The 19,340-nt window shown below is 39.7% G+C and carries 19 protein-coding genes; 4 read left to right on the top strand and 15 right to left on the bottom strand.

The genetic code is table 11. The annotated features are described in order from the left end of the window. Window positions 1-12: 12 nt before the first annotated feature. The 5 genes from H0184_RS10935 to hprK are packed head-to-tail and all read right to left on the bottom strand — an operon-like array spanning window position 13 to window position 3,940. Window positions 13-546, bottom strand: a complete 534-nt coding sequence (locus H0184_RS10935) for an acyltransferase (protein ID WP_221824362.1) — start codon at window positions 544-546, stop codon at window positions 13-15. Window positions 547-548: 2 nt separating this feature from the next. Beyond that, on the bottom strand, window positions 549-1,196 hold the full coding sequence (gene ppaX / locus H0184_RS10930) for a pyrophosphatase PpaX (protein WP_221824360.1): 648 nt from the start codon (window positions 1,194-1,196) through the stop codon (window positions 549-551). Further along, window positions 1,186-2,139: a nucleoside recognition domain-containing protein gene (locus H0184_RS10925; protein ID WP_221824358.1), complete on the bottom strand. Its 954-nt coding sequence runs from the start codon at window positions 2,137-2,139 to the stop codon at window positions 1,186-1,188. Before H0184_RS10925 ends, ppaX begins: the two co-directional genes overlap by 11 nt. Before the next feature lie 19 nt (window positions 2,140-2,158). Further along, complete coding sequence (lgt, locus tag H0184_RS10920) at window positions 2,159-2,989, bottom strand: prolipoprotein diacylglyceryl transferase (protein ID WP_221824356.1); 831 nt, start codon at window positions 2,987-2,989, stop codon at window positions 2,159-2,161. 18 nt (window positions 2,990-3,007) lie between these two features. Continuing rightward, the gene (gene hprK / locus H0184_RS10915) at window positions 3,008-3,940 is read right to left on the bottom strand and encodes an HPr(Ser) kinase/phosphatase (protein WP_221824354.1); all 933 of its coding nucleotides are present in this window, start codon (window positions 3,938-3,940) and stop codon (window positions 3,008-3,010) included. A gap of 255 nt (window positions 3,941-4,195) precedes the next feature. Between hprK and nagA the strand changes: the two genes are divergently transcribed. The 3 genes from nagA to H0184_RS10900 are packed head-to-tail and all read left to right on the top strand — an operon-like array spanning window position 4,196 to window position 6,860. Further along, on the top strand, window positions 4,196-5,383 hold the full coding sequence (gene nagA, locus H0184_RS10910) for an N-acetylglucosamine-6-phosphate deacetylase (RefSeq protein WP_260631539.1): 1,188 nt from the start codon (window positions 4,196-4,198) through the stop codon (window positions 5,381-5,383). 4 nt (window positions 5,384-5,387) lie between these two features. Further along, the gene (nagB, locus tag H0184_RS10905) at window positions 5,388-6,113 is read left to right on the top strand and encodes a glucosamine-6-phosphate deaminase (protein WP_221824339.1); all 726 of its coding nucleotides are present in this window, start codon (window positions 5,388-5,390) and stop codon (window positions 6,111-6,113) included. Window positions 6,114-6,137: 24 nt separating this feature from the next. Beyond that, window positions 6,138-6,860, top strand: coding sequence for a GntR family transcriptional regulator (locus H0184_RS10900; protein ID WP_221824337.1), 723 nt, complete (start codon window positions 6,138-6,140; stop codon window positions 6,858-6,860). A 31-nt stretch (window positions 6,861-6,891) separates the two neighbouring features. Here the strand turns inward: H0184_RS10900 and H0184_RS10895 are convergent, their stop codons facing one another. From H0184_RS10895 to H0184_RS10860, 8 genes are all read right to left on the bottom strand, one after another. After that, window positions 6,892-7,251 carry a phage holin family protein gene (locus tag H0184_RS10895; protein ID WP_221824335.1) on the bottom strand — a complete coding sequence of 120 codons (360 nt, stop codon included), beginning with the start codon at window positions 7,249-7,251 and terminating at the stop codon, window positions 6,892-6,894. Between the two features lie 15 nt (window positions 7,252-7,266). After that, window positions 7,267-8,382, bottom strand: coding sequence for a DUF4097 family beta strand repeat-containing protein (locus tag H0184_RS10890; RefSeq protein ID WP_221824441.1), 1,116 nt, complete (start codon window positions 8,380-8,382; stop codon window positions 7,267-7,269). A 34-nt stretch (window positions 8,383-8,416) separates the two neighbouring features. Continuing rightward, complete coding sequence (locus tag H0184_RS10885; protein ID WP_221824333.1) at window positions 8,417-8,725, bottom strand: DUF4870 domain-containing protein; 309 nt, start codon at window positions 8,723-8,725, stop codon at window positions 8,417-8,419. Between the two features lie 86 nt (window positions 8,726-8,811). Then, window positions 8,812-11,688 (bottom strand): excinuclease ABC subunit UvrA, encoded by a 2,877-nt coding sequence (gene uvrA, locus H0184_RS10880; protein ID WP_221824331.1) that lies wholly within the window; start codon window positions 11,686-11,688, stop codon window positions 8,812-8,814. Between the two features lie 7 nt (window positions 11,689-11,695). Further along, window positions 11,696-13,675, bottom strand: coding sequence for an excinuclease ABC subunit UvrB (uvrB, locus tag H0184_RS10875; RefSeq protein ID WP_221824329.1), 1,980 nt, complete (start codon window positions 13,673-13,675; stop codon window positions 11,696-11,698). A 250-nt stretch (window positions 13,676-13,925) separates the two neighbouring features. Further along, entirely contained in the window at window positions 13,926-14,159 is a 234-nt protein-coding gene (locus H0184_RS10870) for a DUF2198 family protein (RefSeq protein WP_221824439.1), read from the bottom strand. Window positions 14,160-14,250: 91 nt separating this feature from the next. Then, window positions 14,251-15,192, bottom strand: a complete 942-nt coding sequence (locus H0184_RS10865) for a cation diffusion facilitator family transporter (RefSeq protein ID WP_221824326.1) — start codon at window positions 15,190-15,192, stop codon at window positions 14,251-14,253. A gap of 74 nt (window positions 15,193-15,266) precedes the next feature. Beyond that, window positions 15,267-15,635 carry an ArsR/SmtB family transcription factor gene (locus H0184_RS10860; protein ID WP_221824324.1) on the bottom strand — a complete coding sequence of 123 codons (369 nt, stop codon included), beginning with the start codon at window positions 15,633-15,635 and terminating at the stop codon, window positions 15,267-15,269. Between the two features lie 378 nt (window positions 15,636-16,013). On the opposite strand from H0184_RS10860, the gene H0184_RS10855 reads away from it, so the two are divergent. After that, the gene (locus H0184_RS10855) at window positions 16,014-17,066 is read left to right on the top strand and encodes a hypothetical protein (protein ID WP_221824322.1); all 1,053 of its coding nucleotides are present in this window, start codon (window positions 16,014-16,016) and stop codon (window positions 17,064-17,066) included. A gap of 55 nt (window positions 17,067-17,121) precedes the next feature. On the opposite strand, the gene H0184_RS10850 is transcribed toward H0184_RS10855, so the two are convergent. Beyond that, a complete protein-coding gene (locus H0184_RS10850; RefSeq protein ID WP_221824320.1) occupies window positions 17,122-17,700 on the bottom strand; it encodes a putative ABC transporter permease in 579 nt (192 codons plus the stop codon). A 394-nt stretch (window positions 17,701-18,094) separates the two neighbouring features. Further along, window positions 18,095-19,306: a PDZ domain-containing protein gene (locus tag H0184_RS10845; protein ID WP_221824318.1), complete on the bottom strand. Its 1,212-nt coding sequence runs from the start codon at window positions 19,304-19,306 to the stop codon at window positions 18,095-18,097. Window positions 19,307-19,340: the final 34 nt, after the last annotated feature.

Genomic DNA, 19,340 nt, shown 5'->3' with positions numbered 1-19,340 from the left:
TCTGTTATGCTATTATTTATTTTTTCCATAAATCGGATCATCTGCCCACCTATTATCCATTTCTTCTTTTGAATAAATGACCTGCATCGGGTTTCCACCAACGAATGCACCAGCTGGGACATCTTTATGAACGAGTGTTCCTGCCGAAACAATGGCTCCGTCACCAATCGTTACCCCTGGCAGGATGGTTGAATTCGCACCAATCATCACTTCACTGCCAATTTCAACAGATCCAAGGCGGTACTCCTTTATCAAATATTCATGGGCAAGGATGGTTGTATTATATCCAATCACCGTGTTGCGTCCAACGCTTATTTTCTCAGGAAACATCACATCGAGCATGACCATTAAAGCAAAGGAAGTCTGCTCGCCGACCTTCATTCCTAAAAACGTGGTGTAAAGCCAATTTTTCATCCCTAGGATTGGGGTGTAACGGGCAAGCTGGATTACAATGAAGTTTTTCACAACTTTCCAGAATGGAACAGTTTTATAGACATGCCACAAGGAATTTGCCCCTTCAACAGGGTAGCGGGTGGTCTTCCTCATTGTTATTCCTCTCCAAGAATAGTTAATAAATCCGTCATGTTCTCTAACATAAAATCTGGTTCATACTTTGCCAGATACTCTCTGCCTTTTATGGACCAAGCGACACCCGCCGTTTTCGTACCAGCGTTTTTGCCGGCAAGCACATCATGAAAATTATCTCCGACCATTAATGCTTCCTCCGGCTTTGAACCTAACTTTTCAAGCGCTAAAAATATCGGTTCCGGGTCAGGCTTTACTTTTTTCACATGATCGTAAGCAATCATGACATCAAAATACGAATCAAGTTTCATTAAGCGAAGTCCTTTAAAAGCAACATCCTCACGTTTCGTCGTGACAATGGCAAGCTTATAACCTTTTTTCTTTAATGTCTCAATGGTTTCCATAACTCCAACAAATTCTTTCACCAGTGCATCGTGATTTGCTAGATTGTAGGTGCGGTATTCTAACACCATTTCCTCCACACGGTCAGGATCCATTTTCCCAAAAACTTCATGAAGGGTTGGGCCTAAAAATGGCAGGACGTCTTCTCGTGTATATTTGCCTGGATAGTATTTTTCTAATGTGTGTAAATAAGTAGAAATAATAAGTTCATTTGTATCGATTAATGTTCCATCTAAATCAAATAAAAGCGTGTTAATATTATTTTTCATAAGTTGTTCTTCTCCCTTTTAAGCTTATGATGCCTGACTTTTTCCAAAAGAACCCGACAACCAAGGTTAAGGTGACAGCTACTCCAAGCCGAATTAAGAAGAGCGGCCAGACTGGGATTCCCAGCGGGATAAAGATAAGTGTATCTTCCACAACTGCGTGGCATGCCATTAGAAAGATAAAAGCGAGCGTTAAATCCTTTTTACTCACGCCATCTTCCTCCACAGCCTGAATCACAACCCCTGCACCATAGGCAAGCCCAAATAACAATCCCGCTGCCATTGTGGTAGAAGTATTTTCATGCATCCCTAGACTCTTAGTGATGGGTGACATACCATTAGAAAACTTCTTAAGCCATTGCAAGTCTTTTAAAATCTGAATAACGATCATTAACGGTATGACAATCATCGCTAACTGCAGGATTCCTAGTCCCGCTTTTTCAATTGCTGCGAGTAAAATGGAACCAATTCCTGAGATTGGTTCATCACTATGCGCTTGAATCATTCCATATTTGGCCGTTTCGCTGCCTCCCTGCCAAACAAGGTTAATCACGATTGCGGAGGCAAATGCAAGTCCCAGCCGCGTAACCAATACAAGCCAAAGCTTAATACCAACCTTAAGAGCAACGCCTGATTCAACAATTAAATTATGAGAAAATGAAAGCATAACAGCTAATATAAAAACTTCCTTCACAGTTAAATCGAGTGTTAATATTGCACCAATGGAGGCATATAGGTTTAGGAAATTCCCTAAAACCAATGGTATTGCAGCATCTCCTGACAATCCAAACAGATTCATCATAGGGGCTATTAATTTAATTACCCATGGAAGGATAGGCGTATACTGAAGCAATGCTACAATAAGGGTTACTGGAAAAATAATTTTCCCTAAGGTCCATGTTGTTTTGATTCCCACCTGAAGTCCCTTTTTAATCGAGTTCATCATTTCTCCGATTTCTCCTTCTTTAGTGCGTTAATGCTTGATTGTTTTTGTCTAAGTATCTGTCTTTCGCTAGATTCTTCTTTCGACGGTAGACGAGAATTAATATAGCACCGATAATTAAAGCGATTGAGATGGATTGTGCCATCCTTAGTCCGCCCAGCATTAAGCTATCTGTTCGTAAGCCCTCGATGAAGAAACGACCAATCGAATACCAAATAACATAAGAAAGGAATAGTTCCCCGCGGCGAAGGTTCACACGTCGAAGGAGAATTAATAGAATAAATCCAACGATATTCCAAACAGATTCATATAGGAAGGTCGGATGATAATAGGCACCATTAATATACATTTGATTAATAATAAACTCAGGCAGCTGAAGGTTCTCTAGAAAAGTCCTTGTGACTTCCCCTCCGTGGGCTTCCTGATTCATAAAGTTTCCCCAACGTCCGATGGCTTGGCCTAAAATAATACTTGGTGCAGCAATATCGGCTATTTTCCAGAAAGATATCCCGCGTTTTTTTGCAAAAATATAGGTTGTCAGCACAGAACCTATTAGCGCTCCATGGATAGCAATTCCGCCATTCCAAATCTGGATAATCTGTCCTGGGTGCTGCGAATAATAGCCCCATTCAAAGATAACATAATATAATCGTGCGGAAAGGATTGCAATTGGGATTGCCCAAAGCATTAAATCTGCAAAGGTATCCTTTGGAAGCCCCCTTTTATCTCCCTCTCTAATCGCAAGAAAAAGGGCCAAAGCTAATCCAGAACCAATTATAAGACCATACCAATGCACAGAAATTGGCCCTAAGGAAAAAGCAATCGGGTCAAGCGGCTGTATAGTTGAATTCATACCATTTCTCCTTTTTAATTAATCCTCGTGGTCTCCATCCTCAATAACATCTGATAAGCGCTCCGTAAATTGCTGTGCGGCATTTACACCCATTCTCTTTAGACGATAATTCATCGCTGCCACTTCAATGATAACAGCCAAGTTTCGGCCAGGACGCACCGGGACGGTAATTTTTGTTATCTCTGTATCAATGATTTTCATCTTTTCATCATCTAAACCAAGACGGTCATATTGCTTTTTTGCATCCCATATTTCCAAGTTAATAACCAGGGTAATCCGTTTATTACTGCGAACAGCTCCTGCGCCAAAAAGAGTCATGACATTAATAATACCAAGTCCGCGTATTTCCAATAAATGCTCGATTAAATCTGGCGAAGCTCCAACAAGGGTGTCTTGATCCTCTTGGCGAATCTCTACACAATCATCTGCCACTAGTCTGTGCCCGCGTTTAACAAGCTCTAAAGCTGTTTCACTTTTACCAACACCGCTTTTTCCGGTAATTAACACACCTATCCCGTAAATATCGACTAAAACTCCATGTACAGCAGTTGTTGGTGCAAGTTTACTCTCTAAAAAGTTTGTAAGCCTGCTTGAGAAACGAGTTGTTTTCATGTTTGCTTTTAACACCGGAACGGATTCTCGTTCAGAGGCTTCAACAAGTTCTACTGGGACCTCTAAATCTCTAGTCACAATGATTGCAGGTGTAATATCTGTGCATAAACGCTCCATTCTAGAAATCCGTTCACTTTTGGTTAATTCTTCAAAAAAGGACAGCTCTGTTTTTCCTAGCAGCTGGATTCGCTCAGCAGGATAATATTCAAAATACCCAGCTAATTCAATTCCCGGTCTAGAAATATCACTCGTTGTAATCGGACGATTGATTCCTTCTTCACCACTAACTAATTCTAAATGGAATCTTTCTAAAATATCCTTTGTGCGTACCTTTGGCAAATGGCTTCCTCCTTATCTGAAAGCTACAGCGCCCATGCACTGCAGCAAGACAGTTAACATAGTTTAAATTCATTCAATTTCTTCTTATTTTAGCACTATTTAATTTTTTTTCATAACCAAATAAAAGTTTAATCATTATTTCATACAATCTTTACTTTTCGGGAAAATAATTAAGAATAGATATATAACTGGTATAGACAACTATTCCACTTGAGATTATAATACATTCATCAAGGTAAAATTTTTGAAATGGAGATGAAGATTTTGAGCCTACTTTTAATGGTTCATGGCAAGGCTGTCCTAGAAAATGAAGTGGCAGAATCCATCTATATTCTAATTGAAAATGAAAAAATTAAAGAAATGGGGCCAATCCAGACACTTCCTTCTCATTTAAAAGATGTTCAACAAATAGAGATACCTGAAGGGCAAAATGTCGTCCCTGGATTTATTGATGTCCATATACATGGAGCGGCAGGAGCAGACACCATGGATGCGAGTATTGAAGCGTTAGAAACCATGGCTAAGGCACTGCCAGCCGAAGGAACTACAAGCTTTTTAGCCACAACCATTACCCAAAAACATGAAAATATTGAAAATGCCTTAAAAAATGCAGCACACTATCTTAAGGGCCACAATGAGTCTGGTAAAGCAGATATTCTAGGAGTTCATTTAGAGGGACCTTTTATCAATGCAAAACGTGCCGGTGCACAGCCGATGGAATATATTATTAATCCTGATATTGAGCTCTTTAAACAGTGGCAGGAACTTGCTGAAGGAAGTATTAAATTGGTGACCGTAGCCCCTGAGCTAGAAAATGGGCTAAACTTTGTTTCCTATTTAAATGAAAATAATGTCATTGCCTCTGTTGGACACTCTGATGCCATATATGAAGAAATGAAAAAAGCTGTACAGGCTGGTGCTAAACAAGTGACACATTTGTTTAATGGTATGAGAGGCATTCACCACCGTGAAGCTGGCGTCGCTGGTTCGGCCCTTCTTTTTAAAGAATTGATGGTGGAACTGATTGCTGACGGGATTCATGTTCGACCTGAGGTAATGAAGTTAGTTATCAATGCGAAAGGGCCAGAGGGCATGCTCATGATAACAGACTCAATGAGGGCAAAATGCCTTAAAAACGGGGTCTATGATCTAGGTGGACAAGATGTATCCGTTGCCGATGGAAAAGCACTGCTCGCAGATGGAACATTGGCTGGCAGTATCTTAAAAATGAATGATTCGGTAAAAAACATTCTAGAAGCTGCAGATATTTCTTTGTCTGACGCTGTTCAAATGGCAAGTGTGAATCCTGCCAAACAGCTAAATGTATACGATCGTAAAGGGAGTATTTCCGTAGGAAAAGACGCTGATATAACCATATTATCTAATGAATATAAAGTTGAAATGACATTCTGCCGTGGAGAAATAGCATACAAAAAGGGGTAAAGACATGAAACTAATTCGTACAGAAAATTATACGGAGATGAGCTTAGAAGCCGGGAAAATCATCGTAGATAAAATTCGCACTAATCCAAGCCTTACACTGGGTTTGGCAACAGGGAGCAGCCCAAAGGGTGTTTATGATTATTTAATCCAAGATCATGAAGAGAATGAAACCACCTATAAACAGGTGAAATCCGTTAATTTAGATGAATATATCGGGCTTTCCACTGAGGATCCTAACAGCTATCATTATTTTATGAACCAAACTTTATTTAAACATTTAGATATCAACGATAATCAAACTCATATCCCGAATGGAGCTGCCAGCGATTTAGAGCAAGAGTGCCTTCGTTATGAACAACTAATAAAAGAGCTTGGTGGGATTGACCTTCAGCTGCTCGGAATCGGACAAAATGGGCATATTGGCTTTAACGAACCAGGAACTCCCTTTACAAGCACGACACATATTGTGACTCTTGCCCAAAATACTAGAGAAGCAAATTCGCGTTTTTTTAATTCTCTAGAAGAAGTTCCTACACATGCCATCACGATGGGGATTGCCTCCATACTTAAGAGCAAAGAGATTCTCCTTCTGGTATCGGGAGAAAGAAAAGCAGAAGCACTTTATAAATTTGTAAATGGAGAAATTAGCGAGGAATTTCCCGCCTCCGCATTAAAGTACCATTCGAACGTCACGGTTATTGCTGATAGAGACGCGCTAAAATATATTTAGTACTTTTCATGAGGAGTGTCACAGATGATTAATAAAAACTCACCGGTTCCTATCTATCATCAACTTGAAGAGTACATTAAGCAGCAAATAGAGACTGGGATCTTAAGAGAAGAAGCGGTCATCCCCTCGGAACGGGAATTTGCCGAGGTATTCCAGATAAGCCGGATGACCGTTAGACAGGCTATCAATAATTTAGTATTAGAAGGCTATTTAACAAGACAAAAAGGCAAGGGCACTTTTGTTAGTAAGAAAAAAGTTGAACAAGAACTTCAAGGGATGACAAGTTTTACGGAGGACATGCTTTCCAGGGGAATGAACCCAAGCAGTACCCTTTTATCCTTTCAAATTATTCCTGCTGACAAAAATACTGCCCTTGACCTTAAAATAGAAGATAATGACTCTGTTTATAAAATCAAACGGATACGTTTGGCGGATGGTGCCCCCATGGCACTAGAAACAGCTTATATTCCAGTGGAAATTGTCCCAGGATTAACTGAGGAAAACAGTAATCTTTCTCTCTACCAATACATTGAGCAACATCTTTCTCTTTCAATCAGTGAAGCAACCCAAGAAATCGAAGCTTCTATTGCTGATAGTGATGACGCTGAAACATTGGAAATCAATATTGGGGATCCTATCCTCTTGATTCAACGTATTTCTTATTTACAAGATGGAATACCTTTTGAATTAGTAAAATCTACCTTTAGAGCAGATCGATATCGCTTTGTTCATACGATGAAACGATAAAGAAGCAATTGGCAGTTAGCCAATTGCTTCTTTATTTTTCCTTGGAGGATTTAAGTATTGTTTTATCCAGGACCAGCGTGACTACCGACATGATAACTGAAGCAAGTAATGCCATTCCAAATCCTGAAATTTCGAAAGCATCACCCATCAAATAATCTGTAATTTCGAGTGTCATCGCATTTATTACAAATAAGAAAAAACCTAATGTTAAGATGGTAACAGGTAAGGTTAATATGACTAAAATCGGTCGTACGATGATATTTATGATCGATAATAAAAAGCTAGCTCCTAGTGCAGCTGTAAAGCCCTCCAGCACGAAGCTCTCTGAAAAATAGCCCGCTATTGCCATAAATAAGACAGCATTTATTAAAATTCCAATCAACCATTTCATTTATCCTATCTCCTATTAATTGCTAACCTCATCCGATTTATGAAGTGTTATTGAGCCCGTTTTCGTATCGACAAAGATTTTCAACATCCGGTCAGGATGATTGACTGATTGAAAACGGAGCATTTTTTGAATCATTTCACTTTTTTCTTCAAGAACCTGAATGCCATCGAGCTTAATATTAAAACCGCCAAGATTTGTCTTTAACTCACCGCTCGCAGCCACTCCATCAGGAATAAACAAATCAACCCCGCCTGTAGTAGCTTTAGCCGCTATTAATTCACAGCGATTACCAGTAAGGTTGTAGGTTGTATTTCCATTTAACGTTTGTGTTTCAACTTTTCTAAAGTCCCCATCTAGTTTAATTGCACCGTTAATGGTCTCTACTTCAAGTTCATCTATGATGCTGGTTTGTAAAGTAATATGTCCATTTGCTGTTTCGACTTCCGCCTTTTTCCCATTTAAACGGTTAAGTTCTATTTTGCCATTGGCTGTTTTCATCCGCAGGTCGCTTATCGTTAACTCTTCACTCGATATCGGACCATTGAACAATCTTACCCTGACACGTTCGTATTCAGCCTGAGGGACATAAATCACCGCATCAACTTTCATCCATTTTTGCTGAGTCATGAATCGTAACTTTTGACCTTCAATCGCAAACAAGACATCCTTCAAAAAGTTTTCCCGGGCTTGGTCTGCATTTTCTACACGGTATACCTTTGCCTGACACTCAATTCGCACATCATTTTGGTCCCATGGAACAAGCTTAAGCGAACCGTTAGCAAGATCAATATCCATGTCACGTAAATAAACATCGCCCTGGTGAAAGATGTGCGAGATTTCCACGGATTGACCGAAATTCAAATCAAAGTCTAGGTTCTTTACTTTTTTCAAAGCGGTATCAACAAAGTCAAAAAGTTTATCCTTTGTGGAATGTACTTTATTATGTGCTGAATCTTCCTTTTTGGCTTCTTCAAACTTAAAAGCTGTTGAAATCTCTTGAGCAATTTGTTCCTGCTTTTGCTCCATCGTTTGCCCTGCCTTTTCAAGTTCCTCAAGCAAGGTTAAAGCTTCTTCAACGTTAAGTTTTCCTTCTTCGACCATTTTGAGAATTCTTTTACGTTCTTCCTTCATCATTATCCACTCCAATAAAAGTATTCATTAAATCCTATTCCATCATTAAGGCTTTTACGCCTTTAATCACATTCCAGATTGTGACTATTAGACCAACTAAGACTATAATACCCGCTGTAACAAGTGTAAAAACAGGAATCGCTTCATTGTTCATATCATTAAATATCGCAAAAATTAAAAACGGTACAGGTATAAGCGGGATTAAATGCGATAAGAATGCTTTTTTTGCATGACTTTTCGTTACATCATCTCCAGAGGCAAACATCACAACAAGTGGAAAAAGAATTCCTGCAAAGAAAATACTAAAGTAACATAATCCTGAAAGAACCTTTCGAGTTTCCATTAGTCATCACTCCCCTTACTGAATATTTACGTATGGGGAAATTGAAAGTTTCAACTTATCTATAAAAAAAGCTAAAACGCAAGGTTTTAGCTTTTTGCAAGGGATTCTTTTTCGTGGATCTGTTCTTTCATACGTAACCGGTCGCGCTCAAGAATAGGCTTTAGGTATTTACCTGTATAAGATCCGGGCACTTCAGCTACCTTCTCGGGTGTTCCGGTGGCCACAATCGTACCGCCCTTGTCTCCGCCCTCAGGACCGAGGTCAATAATGTAATCAGTTGCTTTAATGACATCTAAATTATGCTCAATTACTAGAACTGTGTCCCCATTTTCAACGAGTCTTTGAAGAACGACTAATAATCTTGATATATCGTCAACATGAAGACCAGTTGTCGGTTCATCTAAAATATAGAAGGATTTACCGTTTGAACGTTTATGAAGCTCAGAGGCAAGTTTGACACGCTGTGCTTCTCCTCCGGAAAGGGTCGTTGCCGGCTGGCCAAGTGTAATATACCCTAAACCTACATCAAAAATTGTTTGCAGCTTACGGCTGATTTTAGGTACATTTTCAAAAAACTGTACCGCTGTCTCCACTGTCATATCAAGAATTTCAGATATGCTCTTTCCCTTGTATTTAACTTCAAGTGTTTCACGGTTATAACGTTTTCCATGACATACTTCACATGGAACATAGACGTCAGGAAGGAAATGCATTTCAATCTTGATAATTCCATCACCGCGGCAGGCTTCACAGCGTCCGCCTTTGACATTGAAGCTAAAACGTCCTTTTTTATAGCCGCGGACCTTCGCTTCATTCGTTGTCGAAAACAAATCACGGATATCATCAAATACTCCCGTATAAGTTGCCGGGTTAGAACGTGGTGTTCTGCCAATTGGAGATTGATCGATATCGATTACCTTATCTAAATTCTCAATCCCCATGATATCCTTATGTTCACCAGGTTTGGTTTTAGCGCGATTAAGCTTCTGGGAAAGTGTCTTAAGGAGGATTTCATTGATTAATGTACTTTTACCAGATCCAGATACACCTGTCACAGCGATAAACATCCCAAGTGGAATTTTCACATTTACATTTCGCAAATTGTTCTCGGCAGCACCTTTAATTTCGATATACCTTCCATCTGGCTTACGGCGTTCTAAAGGCAGTGGTATAAACCTTTTACCTGATAAATACTGGCCTGTCAAAGAATCAGGATCAGCCATTACTTGTGCAGGTGTTCCTGCAGATATGACTTGTCCGCCATGAATTCCTGCACCCGGTCCAATATCGATTAGATAATCTGCTGCTATCATCGTATCCTCATCATGCTCTACTACAATCAACGTGTTTCCGATATCACGCATGTTTTGAAGCGTTCCTATTAATCGATCGTTATCACGTTGATGCAGTCCAATTGATGGTTCATCTAAGATGTAGAGAACTCCTGTTAACTTAGAGCCAATTTGGGTTGCCAGCCGAATCCGTTGTGCTTCTCCTCCAGAAAGGGTGCCTGCAGCTCTTCCTAAGCTTAAGTAGTCAAGTCCAACATTCATTAAAAATCCAAGCCGCTCTCGGATTTCTTGGAAAATTAATTTTCCGATTTGCATTTCTTTTTCCGTTAAGTGTAATTCGTTGAAGAATTGGTAGGATTCTTCAATCGATAACTCTGTTAGGTGAGAGATATGGCGTCCTGAAATAAGTACTGCTAATGTTTCTTTCTTTAAGCGATGACCTTTACAGACCTGGCAGGGCTGCTCGCCCATATATTTCTCCATTTGCTCTCGAATCCAATCAGAGCTAGTCTCTTTATACCGGCGTTCGACGTTACGAATGACACCTTCGAACTCAATATGCCCTTCACGGATTTGTCCAAAATCATTTTCATAACGAAAATATATTTTGTCCCCTTTGGATCCATAAAGAACCTTTTCAATTAGATGGGGGGGAATGTCCTTATAGGGCATGTCCATATCTATCCCATAATGGTTGCAGACCGCTTCAAGCAGCTGCGGGTAATATTGCGAACTAGTAGGCTCCCAAGGAGCAATGGCATGCTGTTTTAATGATAATTCCTTATTCGGAATCACAAGATCAACATCAACTTCGAGTTTTGAACCAAGTCCATCACACTCAGGACATGCACCAAAAGGGCTATTGAATGAAAACATTCGCGGTTCTAATTCTCCAATTGAAAACCCGCAATGTGGACAGGCATGGTTTTCACTGAAAAGAAGTTCCTCTTCTCCGATTACATCCACGATTACCTTTCCTTCACCAAGACGTAAGGCCGTTTCAAGAGAATCTGCAATTCTCGCTGAAACCCCTTCCTTTACAACAATCCGGTCGATAACGACCTCAATGGAATGTTTTTTGTTCTTATCTAGAACAATTTCTTCACCCAGATCAAGCATTTCACCGTTGACACGGATACGAACAAACCCTTGTTTCTTTATATCCTCGAGCACTTTTACATGCATTCCTTTTCGTCCAGAAATGATCGGAGCAAGAATTTGCATTTTTGTACGCTCTGGATATTCCATGATACGGTCTACCATTTGCTCAATTGTTTGCGAAGTAATCTCTATATTGTGAATGGGACAGGTAGGTCTGCCAACACGTGCAAAAAGTAAACGCAAATAATCATAAATCTCTGTCACCGTTCCTACCGTTGAACGGGGGTTGCGGCTTGTTGTTTTTTGATCAATAGAAATCGCAGGAGATAACCCTTCAATGGAATCAACATCGGGCTTATCCATCTGCCCTAAGAATTGTCGTGCGTAGGCTGAAAGTGACTCCACGTAGCGGCGCTGGCCTTCTGCATAAATCGTATCGAACGCAAGGGAGGACTTTCCTGAACCAGAAAGTCCCGTTATCACAACAAGCTTATCTCTCGGAATGGTGACATCTATATTTTTTAAATTATGGGCTCTGGCGCCTTTTACAACCAATTTATCCATCGCCATGGTTTCGTCATCCTTCCGCTTTTAACTCTAATAATAAATCACGAAGCTCAGCAGCACGTTCAAAATTAAGCGCTTTTGCTTCTGCCTTCATTTCTTTTTCCATCGTGGCAATCAGCTTATCTCTTTCCTTCTTCGACATCTTACCGAAAGAGGCTGATGGTTTGTAGTCTTCTTGTTCTTCTGCAGCATGGGTGGCACGAATCGACTCACGAATTCCTTTTTGAATCGTCATTGGTGTAACACCATGCTTTTTATTATATTCTTCTTGGACTTTGCGCCGCTCTCTCGTTACATTGATCGCAATTTCCATTGAATTGGTTATTTTGTCTGCATATAGAATAACATGGCCATTTGCATTTCGGGCTGCACGGCCGATGGTTTGGATTAAGGAACGTTCGGAACGAAGGAAGCCTTCTTTATCGGCGTCGAGAATCGTAATCAGTGAAACCTCTGGAATATCCAGCCCTTCCCTGAGTAGGTTAATTCCGACAAGCACGTCATACTTGCCAAGCCGCAGCTCGCGAATAATTTCAATTCGTTCCAGCGTCTTCACTTCTGAATGCAAATATTGGACTTTAATACCTATTTCTTTTAGATAGTCTGTTAAATCCTCAGACATTTTCTTTGTCAATGTCGTTATAAGCACCCGTTCATTCTTCTTAATCCGCTCCTGTATTTCACCAATAATATCGTCAATTTGCCCCTCAATCGGACGCACTTCTATCGTTGGATCAAGTAATCCCGTCGGACGAATAATTTGTTGAACCATTTCTGGCGTATGCTCTAACTCATATGGACCAGGCGTCGCTGAAACAAAGACAGCATTGTGAATATGCTTTTCAAATTCATCAAATGTCAAGGGGCGGTTATCAAGCGCTGACGGCAGACGGAAACCGTGGTCAACAAGCACTTGCTTCCGCGCTCGATCACCATTGAACATTCCTCGTACCTGCGGCAGGGTAACATGCGACTCATCGATAACCATTAAAAAATCTTCTGGAAAGTAATCAATCAGCGTATAGGGTGTTGAACCAGCAGGTCTTAGCGTTAAGTGTCTAGAGTAGTTTTCAATGCCAGAACAAAAGCCCATCTCCCGCATCATCTCAAGATCATAACGTGTTCTCTGCTCAAGTCGTTGTGCTTCTAATAATTTATTATCTTCCCGCAGTTCTGCAAGACGTTCTTCAAGTTCTTTTTCGATATTTTCGATAGCTTTATTAAGCTTTTCTTCACCGGTAACAAAGTGAGATGCAGGGAAAATGGCAACATGATCCCGCTCTCCAAGAATTTCACCCGTTAAGGCATCTACTTCACGGATTCGGTCAATTTCATCACCAAAAAGCTCCACCCGGATGCAATGTTCATCACGGGACACCGGGAATATCTCAACAACATCACCGCGGACACGGAAAGTACCACGCTTAAAATCAATATCGTTTCGTTCGTATTGAATGTCAACTAACCGATGCAGCAACTGATTACGCTCAATTTCCATCTCTTTTCTAAGGGAAAGCACCATGTTTCGGTATTCCTCCGGCGAACCGAGACCATAAATACACGAAACACTGGCAATGACAATGACATCTTTGCGTTCAAATAATGCCGATGTCGCTGAGTGGCGGAGCTTATCAATCTCATCGTTGACGCTAGAATCTTTTTCTATAAATGTATCTGTCGAAGGAACATAGGCTTCAGGCTGAAAATAATCATAGTAACTAACAAAATACTCAACAGCATTGTTTGGAAAAAACTCCTTAAACTCACTGTAGAGCTGCCCTGCTAAGGTTTTATTGTGAGCGATGACGAGGGTTGGTTTATTTACTTCTTTGATTACATTGGAAACTGTAAATGTCTTACCTGTCCCCGTAGCACCTAGCAGCGTCTGATAGCGCTTGTTCTCATTAATCCCCTGAACTAACTGTCGGATTGCTTCCGGCTGATCGCCCTGCGGTGAATATTTCGAAACTAATTCAAATTGATCCTTCACAAACTTCCCTCCCGATATATATATAGTCACCTTCTAGCAAGAAACGTGCAAGTGGCCGGGATGGTGCTAGAAAATGGTTACCTGAATTTCTAATAGTATCATTCTAACACAATTCCTCAAAAACAAACCACTAATATGCGAACGAACATTCGTTTTTCTTATAGAATTTCAATATGCCCTCCCAATTTCAACTTGTGAAAAGCAAAAAAGCCTGCCATTTAGTAGACAGACTTTCATATACGGTAGACGATTACGTTTTTTTGAATACTCTTTGCTTCATTTTTGCTGCCAGCCAAAAGCCGGCTGTGAGCGAAAAAGCATCGACCACGATGAGCGGTAAAGTGTTTGTATACCCTTTAAAAGCAGAGGCAGCGATGAGTCCTACGGTCAATGCAAGACCGATTAGACGATTATATGTGACCCGGGTAAATAGCAGTACGAGCAATCCTGGCAAAATAAGCGCAGACAAATATCTAATAACCATCTCCAAAATGGGTCCACCTCATTCATTCATTTCTGTTTATATATTAGAAATTAATTCACAAAATTGCAACAAAAATATCTTTACTTTTTAGTTAGTTACAGGTTCCATGCGGACTGGGACAGCCAATCTCCGCCTTTTCGACTTGTATCGTACTATGTTCAATATGAAATTCATCATGTAGAATTTTTTGCGAGTGAGCTAGAATCTCATCATGGACAGCTTCCTCTAAAATCGTAATATGACAGCTCAAAACAGGATATCCAGAAGTAATTGTCCAAATGTGTAAATCATGGACTTCCTTCACCAAAGGAATTTTACTAAGTGCTGCTTTAACTTGCTGGATGTCAATTTGCGTTGGCGCACCCTCCATTAGGATATGAAAGGAATCTTTAGTGACTCGATAACCACTAATAATAATTAACACAGCGACAATAACACTGGCAATTGGATCCGCAATAGTCCAGCCGAAGAACATAATCAACAGTGCTGCTACGATTGCACCGACAGATCCAAGCATATCACCTAACACATGTAAAAATGCACTTCGGACGTTAAGGTTATCGTCTTTATCGCCACTCATTAAAATCCATGCTGCGATAATATTAACCACTAAACCAGTTACAGAAATCATTAGCATCCCGGTACTTTGAACCTCAGGGGGTGCGAAGAAACGCTGAAACGCTTCATAAAAGATATATAGAGAAATGAGGATTAATGTGATCCCATTCAGGGCTGCAGCAATAATTTCAAACCGTTTGTACCCATACGTCTTTTCCTGTGAAACTTGCTTTTCCCCTAGCTTGATTGCGAAGTAACTTAGTCCAAGCGCAGCCGCATCACTAAGCATATGTCCTGCATCAGACAATAGCGCTAAGCTGTTTGTCAAAACTCCACCAATTACCTCAACCACCATAAAAGCGGCAATTAATATAAAAGAGCTCAATAGTGCTTTTTTATTACTAGTATGTGAATGACCGTGTCCATGGCCGTGCGAGTGACCATGTGAGTGTCCATGGTGATGATGATGTCCCATTCCTATTCCTCCCCCAACAAGAGTTGGCTCTTAGTTTTTTCTATTCTGTTTTTGGCAATACCACTTTAAACCGTCTACTTTCGTTCGGCAACTTCTTCCTGGTGCTCAAAGGCGATATGAATGAGTTGTTTTACATGATCGTCATCGAGAGAATAATAGACTAGCTTTCCATCCTTACGATATTTTGCAAGCCCTAGACTTTTTAAATGTCGTAAATGATGAGAGGCTGTTGCTGTTGTTGCACCAACAATATTTGCTACATCACAAACGCATAGCTCTTCTTCGAGTGTGAGGGCATAAGCAATTTTCATTCGCGTTTCATCTGATAATGCTTTAAATAGCTTTGTAACATCAGAGATATTTCTATTTTCAACTAGTGGCTGAAGCCTGCTGGTTGTATGACTGTCAACACATGTAACTTCGCAAATATCACGTTCCTTCATTCCATCACCTCATACATTCAAATCTTTATTTGATTATATGATATTCAAACGGAAATTTGAATGTTAATCTTATTTATTTTTTTTAAAAAGGCTATGTTAAATTAGGCTGTTGATTTGTGCTCCAGGCGCTTCGCTTTCCGCAGGCGGTTCGGGAAGCCTCCTCGATGCTAAAGCACCTGCGGGGTCTCCCCTGTCCCGTCCTCCTGCAGGAGTCTCGCGCCTTCCGCACAAATCAACTTAGTTTTATAACACAGCCTTTTAAAAAGATAAATATTGAAGGTTTCAGTTTGGGAAATATTTGTAATTTATGATACAATATTACTAGATTGATACAGTAACAAACATGGAAATATACCCTTCATAAAGGAGGAATACGCGATGTCTTTTGTACGAAATAGGAACAGGATTTGGTTTATTAGTCTGCTTACTGTAATAATAGGTTCAAATGTCCTTCTCTATCGCTTGGAGATGATGAAGCCTCTTCCAAATGGAGTTGCTCTTGGAACATTGTTTGATTTTATAATTATCATTCCGCTTCTTACATACTTCTTCATCATCAGGAAACGCTGCTCTTTAAAATATCTTGGACTTGTCGGGCTTGCCGGCTATGGTGCTGCTTGGCTGATTGTACCTAATGGATATCTTGGTTCTTATTCCTTTGTTAAATACATTCTAATTGCTGGTGAGGGTGCCTTTTTCCTTTTAGAACTTTATATTGTGTTTAAATTAGTTACAAAACTGCCAGCTATTCTCAGGTACTATAAAACCAAGGAAAGTGATATTCCCGCCTTTCCATATCGAATGGAACAAGCTTTGACACATTATGTGAAACAGAATCGTTTTATAGAGATTGTTTCCTCTGAAATCACCATGTTTTATTACAGCCTTTTTTCATGGAGGAAAAAACCAGTTATCGATGGACAGGTTTTTACCTTTCATAAAAAAACGAGTGCAGTAGCTTTATATATCATGTTGATTCACGCATTAGTTTTGGAATCTGTTGGTTTTCACTTTTTACTGCACAACTATAGCCCTGCCCTCGCCATCATTGCACTAATTCTTAATGGTTATTCGCTGTTGTTCTTTTTAGCAGAGATTCAAGCTATTCGTTTAGTACCTTTCATCATTACCGATCGATATTTATATCTGCAGGTTGGAATGTTTAAAAGACTGACCGTTCCTTTTGAGGAAATTAAAAGTATACACTATTATCAAGGACCAGAAAAAATATCGAAAGAGATTACAAAACAACTTTTAGACGCTGTCCTTGCTGATTTTGTGAAAGAAAAACCTGCGATTGAAATACAGTTTCATTCACCTCAGGAAGTTAAGAAGTTGTATGGATTAAAGCAAAAGGTCTTATTTGCTCACTTAAGTCCAGATGAACCGCAAAGATTTCTAGATACACTTAAAGAAAAGCTATTCGAATAGCAAAAAACTCCTTCGTTTTTTAAGAAGGAGTTTTTTAAGAAGGAGTTTTTCTTTGTTATTGAATAGGATCTGGTGAGTTTGCTTCATTCAATTGATAGGAATGTCTTCTAATCGATAAGGCAAGCTCCGCAATAAAATATAAGATAACCGCCGGCCAAATCCATAACCATAAAAACTCCGCAGCACTATACACCGAAACAATGGCAGGATGAACCCATTTTAAGCAGGCAAATGAAAGGAGGATCCAGCAGAGCGAAAATGGCAGACAAATATGGCCATGTATCTGCAAGGGCATATCAGAGTAATCCCACCATTGACGTTGAAAAAACTTCTGAAGTAATGCACCGCTTATATACTCGATAAAGGTAGGGATGAAAAAACATAATAATAAGATTACTCCCCAATTTGTTTCCGGACCAATTAAATAAACCAAAAGTACAGGGGCAAAGCCATACATAGGCTTAAAGGGTCCATGAAAAAAATTCGGTTTAAAAAACTTTCGTCTTGTAAAGTAACTATAGGTATTTTCTAAAAGCCAGCCAATCAAAGCATAAATAGTAAAATAAAAAACAACAGCAGAAACACCTTCAAAACTCATATTCATGGGTGTGTTGAAATCTAAAAAACTAAGCATATGGCCAAACCACCTTTCTTGATTTTAAAATTCCCATTTTAGGTTTAGCACACCTGCTTCCAAATATACCGAGAAATTCCTTTATTAAAGCTCTGTTATTATTCATTGTTGATTTTCGTGTAAGGGTGAGAGTTCTTAGGCGGAGAATCTCCGGCTATTGTTTATAGAGGAACCTTATGAAGCAGCTATAAGCGGAGATATTCCGGTTAACTGCTATGAAAAAGACAAATTCCAAGGGTTTGGATACAATAAGCGGAAAAACTCCGCCTATATATAAGGAAATATGGGTATTTCCCAAGTTAAACGGAAATTCTCCGCTTATTTTTCAAAACACAGTGGAAACAACATTCAGTTTTAACATAGCCTTATTAAAAACAAAAAAGCCAAAGGAGTATTACCCTTTGACTTGTTCTTCCACGGATTCATTCATAAATTTTTTCTGATTGTGTACGAAAAGTATTCCCAGCTCATAATGGTCGCCTTCATACAATGCACGTTGAACAAATCGAACCTCGCCATTTATGTCCAGAACCTCAAGCTTACAATGGGCTCGATTCTTCTGCAGTGCTTCATAAAAGACCTGTTCATCCTTTATCGTAACACCATTGATTTTTGAGATTAACTCTCCAACTTGCAGTCCCATTTTATCAGCAGGTGATTGGGGTATAATTCCAATAATCATTAAGCCATTGTTTTTCTTCGAGAAAAAAAACGGTAGATTATCATCCTTCAATCGCTGCATTAAGAAGATTAATTCACGGCCGATTATCGCCAATGCTGCTACTACTATAGACAGTAACGGAAACCAATATCCAATAACAGCCAAGATCAATATCATTACACCGAGTGTTGTAACCCGGCGGCCCTGTAACTGGATGGATTGCCTTGGCAGCATTCCTTGAATTTGCTGGTTTAATCCAATTGCAAACGGAACTAGGATAAGTGAATAGGATTCTGCTCCTATGGTGAAGACTGGCCACCACTCAAATGGGAGAGTCAGAGCCTCACCAGGAATAAGTAAAAATATAGGAACGATCCAGAATCTTTTTACCTCATGTGCACCAACAAGCTGTCCTCGCTTACTTTTTACCAGCTTTGGAGAGGTACCTTTGATTGCATTTTTACTAATAAGAATTCCTTCAGAGATTAATAAGAGTCCCAACAGAATGACCATGGCTGGATAGACCTTGTCTTCTAAAGACTGAAACGTATCATTAAAAAGTGGTATGGTCCATTCATACTCAGCTATTAAGGTAATCGCGAAAAAAGCTGCCCCTACCGTGTAAACTGGCGACATAAACCTAATATTGGTTGTTAAACTCCATAAAAGTGTAAAGACAGCAATTAGAAGGATGGCTGCAAATGGAAGAGTTAACCCAGCAATGATTGTGACAAAGGTAAGTACTAGACCCAGTAGTAATCCTATAGGAAACAACTGCCGTAGTTCAAAATAGGCATCAAATGTCCTTGTATGGAAATTTTTCCGTTCACGTTTAACCCTTGATACTCCCAGCATTCCCGAAAGGAAAATGAGATAGTAAAAAACCGGATGTAGAAAAAGTTTCCCTGTCCCTTTCAACAGCTCAAAAAGCCATAATTGCACCAATTCCTGCCACCTGCCTCTATCATAAATTCTACTA

The sequence above is a fragment of the Neobacillus niacini genome (assembly GCF_019749295.1).
GTDB classification, from domain to species: domain Bacteria; phylum Bacillota; class Bacilli; order Bacillales; family Cytobacillaceae; genus Neobacillus; species Neobacillus niacini_D.
This window is presented reverse-complemented; position numbering and strand designations above follow the sequence as displayed.

Bases quoted from the DNA above. Each gene is read 5' to 3' on its own strand.
- H0184_RS10935 (WP_221824362.1), bottom strand. From the start codon at position 546: ATGAGGAAGACCACCCGCTACCCTGTTGAAGGGGCAAATTCCTTGTGG.
- ppaX (WP_221824360.1), bottom strand. From the start codon at position 1,196: ATGAAAAATAATATTAACACGCTTTTATTTGATTTAGATGGAACATTA.
- H0184_RS10925 (WP_221824358.1), bottom strand. From the start codon at position 2,139: ATGATGAACTCGATTAAAAAGGGACTTCAGGTGGGAATCAAAACAACA.
- lgt (WP_221824356.1), bottom strand. From the start codon at position 2,989: ATGAATTCAACTATACAGCCGCTTGACCCGATTGCTTTTTCCTTAGGG.
- nagA (WP_260631539.1), top strand. From the start codon at position 4,196: ATGAAGATTTTGAGCCTACTTTTAATGGTTCATGGCAAGGCTGTCCTA.
- nagB (WP_221824339.1), top strand. From the start codon at position 5,388: ATGAAACTAATTCGTACAGAAAATTATACGGAGATGAGCTTAGAAGCC.
- H0184_RS10900 (WP_221824337.1), top strand. From the start codon at position 6,138: ATGATTAATAAAAACTCACCGGTTCCTATCTATCATCAACTTGAAGAG.
- H0184_RS10895 (WP_221824335.1), bottom strand. From the start codon at position 7,251: ATGAAATGGTTGATTGGAATTTTAATAAATGCTGTCTTATTTATGGCA.
- H0184_RS10890 (WP_221824441.1), bottom strand. From the start codon at position 8,382: ATGAAGGAAGAACGTAAAAGAATTCTCAAAATGGTCGAAGAAGGAAAA.
- H0184_RS10885 (WP_221824333.1), bottom strand. From the start codon at position 8,725: ATGGAAACTCGAAAGGTTCTTTCAGGATTATGTTACTTTAGTATTTTC.
- uvrA (WP_221824331.1), bottom strand. From the start codon at position 11,688: ATGGCGATGGATAAATTGGTTGTAAAAGGCGCCAGAGCCCATAATTTA.
- H0184_RS10870 (WP_221824439.1), bottom strand. From the start codon at position 14,159: ATGGTTATTAGATATTTGTCTGCGCTTATTTTGCCAGGATTGCTCGTA.
- H0184_RS10865 (WP_221824326.1), bottom strand. From the start codon at position 15,192: ATGGGACATCATCATCACCATGGACACTCACATGGTCACTCGCACGGC.
- H0184_RS10860 (WP_221824324.1), bottom strand. From the start codon at position 15,635: ATGAAGGAACGTGATATTTGCGAAGTTACATGTGTTGACAGTCATACA.
- H0184_RS10855 (WP_221824322.1), top strand. From the start codon at position 16,014: ATGTCTTTTGTACGAAATAGGAACAGGATTTGGTTTATTAGTCTGCTT.
- H0184_RS10850 (WP_221824320.1), bottom strand. From the start codon at position 17,700: ATGCTTAGTTTTTTAGATTTCAACACACCCATGAATATGAGTTTTGAA.